Origin of the sequence: Streptomyces sp. NPDC047014 (assembly GCF_040644195.1) — a bacterium.
Taxonomy (GTDB): domain Bacteria; phylum Actinomycetota; class Actinomycetes; order Streptomycetales; family Streptomycetaceae; genus Streptomyces.
Genome location: NZ_JBEYVX010000048.1, coordinates 39,006 through 45,302 on the forward strand (window position 1 = coordinate 39,006; position 6,297 = coordinate 45,302).

General features: G+C 70.6%; 5 protein-coding genes. All 5 read left to right on the forward strand.

Going from position 1 to position 6,297, the window contains the following annotated elements; all coding sequences use genetic code 11:
• Nucleotides 1-2 precede the first annotated feature (2 nt).
• The 5 genes from ABZ873_RS23140 (at nucleotide 3) to ABZ873_RS23160 (ending at nucleotide 6,242) form a co-directional block, all read left to right on the forward strand.
• Nucleotides 3-770, forward strand: a complete 768-nt coding sequence (locus ABZ873_RS23140) for an IclR family transcriptional regulator (RefSeq protein WP_360875235.1) — start codon at nucleotides 3-5, stop codon at nucleotides 768-770.
• Between the two features lie 313 nt (nucleotides 771-1,083).
• Nucleotides 1,084-1,866 carry an MIP/aquaporin family protein gene (locus ABZ873_RS23145; RefSeq protein WP_360875238.1) on the forward strand — a complete coding sequence of 261 codons (783 nt, stop codon included), beginning with the start codon at nucleotides 1,084-1,086 and terminating at the stop codon, nucleotides 1,864-1,866.
• A gap of 80 nt (nucleotides 1,867-1,946) precedes the next feature.
• Nucleotides 1,947-3,473, forward strand: coding sequence for a glycerol kinase GlpK (glpK, locus tag ABZ873_RS23150; RefSeq protein ID WP_360875241.1), 1,527 nt, complete (start codon nucleotides 1,947-1,949; stop codon nucleotides 3,471-3,473).
• A 45-nt stretch (nucleotides 3,474-3,518) separates the two neighbouring features.
• Entirely contained in the window at nucleotides 3,519-5,126 is a 1,608-nt protein-coding gene (locus tag ABZ873_RS23155; RefSeq protein WP_360875244.1) for a glycerol-3-phosphate dehydrogenase/oxidase, read from the forward strand.
• Nucleotides 5,127-5,252: 126 nt separating this feature from the next.
• Entirely contained in the window at nucleotides 5,253-6,242 is a 990-nt protein-coding gene (locus tag ABZ873_RS23160) for a PAC2 family protein (protein WP_360875247.1), read from the forward strand.
• Nucleotides 6,243-6,297 lie beyond the last annotated feature (55 nt).

A 6,297-nucleotide genomic window follows, 5' to 3' on the forward strand; every position in this document is an offset into this window, starting at 1 on the left:
CGATGGCACGGAACATCCAGTCGCTCGAACGAGCCGCTGCGATGCTGCGACTCCTGGCGGGCGGCGAGCGCCGGCTGGGGCTCTCGGACGTGGCGTCCTCGCTGGGCCTGGCCAAGGGCACCGCCCACGGCATCCTGCGCACCCTCCAGGCGGAGGGCTTCGTGGAGCAGGACCCGGCCTCCGGCCGCTACCAGCTGGGCGCGGAGCTGCTGCGGCTGGGCAACAGCTATCTCGACGTGCACGAGCTGCGGGCCCGCGCGCTGGTCTGGACGGATGATCTGGCCCGGGCGAGCGGCGAGAGCGTGTACGTGGGCGTGCTGCACCAGAGCGGGGTGCTGATCATGCACCACGTGTTCCGGCCCGACGACAGCCGCCAGGTGCTGGAGGTGGGCGCGATGCAGCCGCTGCACTCGACGGCCCTGGGCAAGGTGCTGTCCGCGTACGACCCGGTGGCGCACACCCAGGCGCTGGAGGTGGAGCGCGAGTCGTTCACCCCGCGCACGGTCACCGACGGCGGCGGTTTCGAGGAGATCCTGGACCTCACGCGGGCGCGCGGCTGGGCCGCGGACGTGGAGGAGACCTGGGAGGGCATCGCCTCGGTGGCGGCGCCGATCCACGACCGGCGGCGGATGCCGGTGGGCGCGGTGGCGGTGGCGGGTGCCGTGGAGCGGGTCTGCGGGGAGGCCGGGGAGCCCCGTGCGGCCCTGGTGGCGTCCGTACGGGACTGTGCGCGGTCGGTTTCACGCGATCTCGGCGCAGGCCGGTTCTGAGCTTCCTTTAGCAGCCTCCGGCTGCCCCTGGGCCTCTTTCTGCCCACTTTTCGCCATATCCCGACCTTCGTATGGCCGGTTTTGGCTGATCCCCTCGCGTGGTAACGATCCGACACCTTGACCGGACCGACTCTTGACGCGTTCTTCATCTGGGCGGAAAACTGCCGTTCACCGGTCGACATTGTCGAACACCTACCGGCAATACGCGCTAGGATGCGACAAGGCCACGGACCGGTGCAGCACTCACCGAGTGCGCGGAACCACCGGAGGGACCCGGTGTCCGCCCACCCCTGGACGTACAAAGGAGTCGCGGGTGTCCAGCTCCGACATCTTCATCGGCGAGACCATCGGTACCGCCCTGCTCACCCTTCTCGGCGGTGGCGTCTGCGCCGCAGTGACGCTCAAGAGCTCCAAGGCACGCAACGCGGGCTGGCTCGCCATCACGTTCGGCTGGGGATTCGCCGTACTGATCGCCGCCTACGTCTCCGCGCCGCTGTCCGGGGCCCACCTGAACCCGGCGGTCACCGTCGGCCTCGCCGTCAAGACCGGCGAGTGGGGCGACACCCCCGTCTACTTCGCCGGCCAGCTGCTGGGCGCCATGCTCGGCGCGGTCCTGATGTGGATCACCTACTACGGGCAGTTCCGCGTCCACCTGTCCGACCCGGAGCACATCCGCGACGCCACGCTCGGCCCGGAGGACCCGCACCCGCACGACGTGGCCGGCCCGGTGCTCGGTGTCTTCTCCACCGGCCCCGAGATCCGTAATGTCGTGCAGAACCTCGCGACGGAGATCATCGGCACCGCCGTCCTGATCCTGGCGATCCTGACCCAGGGCCTCCAGGACGACGGCAAGGGCCTCGGCGTCATCGGAGTCCTGATCACCTCCTTCGTGGTCGTCGGTATCGGCCTCTCCCTCGGCGGCCCGACCGGCTACGCCATCAACCCGGTGCGCGACCTCGGCCCGCGCATCGTGCACGCCCTGCTGCCGCTGCCCAACAAGGGCGGCTCCGACTGGGGTTACTCCTGGATCCCGGTGGTCGGCCCGCTCGTCGGCGCCGTGCTCGCCGGTGGTCTCTACAACATCGCGTTCGCCTGATCAGCAGTACCGGAACGATCGCAAGATCCGCACCGCCCTCCTGATTCGCCTCCTCACCCGATCTGCCAGGAGCAGCCACTATGACCACGAGCACCGGCCCCTTCATCGCCGCGATCGACCAGGGCACCACCTCTTCCCGCTGCATCGTCTTCGACCGCGACGGCCGCATCGTCGGCGTCGACCAGAAGGAGCACGAGCAGATCTTCCCGAAGCCGGGCTGGGTCGAGCACGACGCCAACGAGATCTGGACCAACGTCCAGGAGGTCGTCGCCGGGGCCATCGCCAAGGCCGAGATCACCGCCGCGGACGTCAAGGCCGTCGGCATCACCAACCAGCGCGAGACCACCCTGCTCTGGGACCGCCACACCGGCGAGCCCGTGCACAACGCGCTGGTCTGGCAGGACACCCGTACCGACGCCCTGTGCCGCGAGCTCGGCCGCAACGTCGGCCAGGACCGCTTCCGCCGCGAGACCGGCCTGCCGCTGGCGAGCTACTTCGCCGGCCCGAAGGTCCGCTGGCTGCTCGACAACGTCGAGGGCCTGCGCGAGCGCGCCGAGGCCGGGGACATCCTCTTCGGCACCATGGACTCCTGGGTCATCTGGAACCTCACCGGTGGCGCCGAGGGCGGTGTGCACGTCACGGACGTCACCAACGCCTCGCGCACCATGCTGATGAACCTGCACACCCTGGCCTGGGACGAGAAGATCGCGGAGTCGATGGGCGTCCCGCTCAACGTCCTCCCGGAGATCAAGTCCTCCGCCGAGGTCTACGGCCACGTCAAGGACGGCGTCCTCGCCGGTGTCCCGGTCGCCTCGGCGCTCGGTGACCAGCAGGCCGCCCTGTTCGGCCAGACCTGTTTCGCCGAGGGCGAGGCGAAGTCCACGTACGGCACCGGCACGTTCATGCTGATGAACACCGGCGACAAGCTGATCAACTCCTACAGCGGCCTGCTGACCACGGTCGGCTACCAGATCGGCGACCAGAAGCCGGTCTACGCCCTGGAGGGCTCCATCGCCGTCACCGGCTCGCTCGTCCAGTGGATGCGCGACCAGATGGGTCTGATCAAGTCCGCGGCCGAGATCGAGACCCTGGCCTCCTCCGTGGAGGACAACGGCGGCACCTACTTCGTACCGGCCTTCTCCGGCCTGTTCGCCCCGTACTGGCGCTCCGACGCCCGCGGTGTGATCGCCGGCCTCACCCGGTACGTCACCAAGGCGCACATCGCCCGTGCCGTCCTGGAGGCCACCGCCTGGCAGACCCGCGAGATCACCGACGCCATGACCAAGGACTCGGGCGTGGAGCTCGCGGCCCTCAAGGTCGACGGCGGCATGACCTCCAACAACCTGCTGATGCAGACGCTCTCGGACTTCCTGGACGCCCCCGTGGTCCGTCCGATGGTCGCCGAGACCACCTGCCTCGGCGCCGCCTACGCCGCCGGCCTGGCCGTCGGCTTCTGGCCCGACACCGACGCCCTGCGCGCCAACTGGCGCCGCGCGGCGGAGTGGACCCCGCGGATGCCCGCCGAGCAGCGGGAGCGCGAGTACAAGAGCTGGCTCAAGGCCGTGGAGCGGTCCATGGGCTGGGTCGACGACGAAGACGCCAGCTGACCGCACCGTCACAGCTGAGTCAATCGACGAGGAGCTGAAAGAAATATGAGCACCCTGCAGAGCGTTCCCGCCCTGGGTACGCACCCGACCGCCGGCGCGAACGCGAGCCGTGCCGAGACCCGCGAGCAGCTGGCGAAGGCCACGTACGACCTGCTGGTCATCGGTGGTGGAATCCTGGGCACCTCGGTGGCCTGGCACGCCGCGCAGTCGGGCCTGCGGGTTGCCATGGTGGACGCCGGCGACTTCGCCGGCGCCACCTCCTCGGCCTCCTCCAAGCTCGTCCACGGCGGTCTTCGCTACCTGCAGACCGGCGCGGTCAAGCTGGTGGCGGAGAACCACCACGAGCGGCGGGTGCTGGCCAAGGACGTGGCCCCGCACCTGGTCAACCCGCTCACCTTCTACCTGCCGGTCTACAAGGGCGGTCCGGTGGGTGCGGCCAAGCTGGGCGCGGGCGTCTTCGCCTACTCCGCCCTCTCGGCCTTCGGTGACGGCATGGGCAAGGTCATATCCCCGGCGCGTGCCGTCGCCGACAACCCCGGTCTGAAGACCGACAACCTCAAGGCCGTCGCGGTCTACTACGACCACCAGATGAACGACTCCCGCGTGGCCGTCATGACGGTCCGCGCGGCCGTCGAGTCGGGCGCGGTGGTCCTCAACCACGCCGAGGTCACCGGGCTGCGCAAGACCGGCGGCCGGGTCACCGGCGCCGAGCTCAAGGACCGCCTCGACGGCACCGAGTTCGGGGTCGACGCCCGTGTCGTACTCAACGCCACCGGCCCGTGGGTGGACCACCTGCGGCGCATGGAGGACAAGCACGCGCTGCCGTCGATCCGCCTGTCCAAGGGCGCGCACATCGTCATGAAGCGCAAGTCGCCGTGGAAGGCCGCCATGGCCACCCCGATCGACAAGTACCGCATCACCTTCGCCCTCCCGTGGGAGGACCAGCTGCTGCTCGGCACCACCGACGAGGTGTACGAGGGGGACCCGGCGGACGTGCGCGCCACCGAGTCCGACATCCAGCAGATCCTGGACGAGGCGGCCTTCTCGGTGAAGGACGCCGACCTCGACCGCTCGCTGATGACCTACGCCTTCGCGGGCCTGCGGGTGCTGCCCGGCGGCCCCGGCGGGGTGGAGAAGGCCAAGCGCGAGACGGTGGTCTCCGAGGGCGCGGGCGGCATGCTGTCCGTGGCCGGCGGCAAGTGGACGACGTACCGCCACATCGGCCGTGTGGTGATGGACAAGCTGGCGAAGCTCCCGGGCAGCCCGCTGACCGAGGACATGGAGCCGGTGAAGTCCCTGGTGCGCCGGGTCCCGCTGCCCGGTGTCGCCAACCCCAACGCGGTCGCGCACCGGCTGCTCGTGGACCGTGAGCCGGGCACCCGGATGGACCCGCTGACCGCCCGCCACCTGGCCTCGCACTACGGCTCGCTGGCCTTCGACATCGCCCGTCTGGCGAACGAGGACCCGGCGCTGGCCGAGCGCATCCACCCGGACGGTCCGGAGATCTGGGCGCAGGTCGCGTACGCCCGGGACCACGAGTGGGCCGAGACGGTCGACGACGTGCTGCGCCGCCGTACGACGGTCACGATCCGCGGTCTGGACGACGACGCGGTGAAGGCCCGTGTCGAGGAGATGCTGGGCCGTAAGGCATAGCTGTCACGCAGGTGGGGAAGAGGGGCGGTTCCGAGGGGAACCGCCCCTCTGTCGTGGGCTGTGGCCGGTGTGCCCTCAAGGCTTAGGCTGGCCCACGTACGCAAGGAACTTCGGAAGGAGACCTGGGTGATCGAGCTTGAGGGCGTGCCCGAGCTGATCGACCCGGTCATGGTGGCCGCGTTCGAGGGCTGGAACGACGCGGGTGACGCGGCCTCCGGTGCGGTCGCACACCTGGACCGGGAGTGGAAGGGCGAGGTCTTCGCGGCTCTGGACGCCGAGGACTACTACGACTTCCAGGTCAACCGGCCGACGGTATGGCTGGACAACGGGGTACGGAAGATCACGTGGCCGACGACCCGGCTGTCGGTGGTCCGCATCGGCGGCGCCAAGCCGCGGGACCTGGTGCTGGTGCGCGGGATCGAACCGTCCATGCGGTGGCGGTCGTTCTGCAACGAGATCCTGGGCTTCGCGCACGAGCTGGGCGTGGAGATGGTCGTCATCCTCGGGGCGCTGCTCGGGGACACCCCGCACACCCGGCCGGTGCCGGTGAGCGGGGTCACCTCGGACGCGGACCTGGCGCGGACGATGGACCTGGAGGAGACCAAGTACGAGGGCCCCACGGGGATCGTGGGGATCCTGCAGGAGGCGTGTACGCACGCGGGCGTGCCGGCGGTGTCGCTGTGGGCGGCGGTGCCGCACTACGTGTCGCAGCCGCCGAACCCGAAGGCGACGCTGGCGCTGCTGAACCGGCTGGAGGACCTGATCGACATCAGGATCCCGCTGGGCGAGCTGCCGGAGGACGCGCGGGCGTGGCAGCTGGGCGTGGACCAACTGGCCGCCGAGGACAGCGAGGTGGCGGAGTACGTGCAGACGCTGGAGGAGGCGCGGGACACGGCGGACCTGCCGGAGGCGTCGGGGGACGCGATCGCGCGGGAGTTCGAGCGGTATCTGCGGCGGCGGGATCCCGCGTCGCCGTCGGCGGAGCCGGGCGACGGTTCGTACCTGCGGGACACGAGCGGGGGGCTCCCCCGGCCCCCTAAGCCGCAGCCGCCGGTGTCGCCGCCGCCTCCGGAGGCCCCGCCGGAGGAACCGGGCGAGGACACCCCGGGCGCGTAGCCGGGCGGGGCGGGGGCTCGCGGGGCTCCGCCCCGCACCCCCGTGGGGCTCCGCC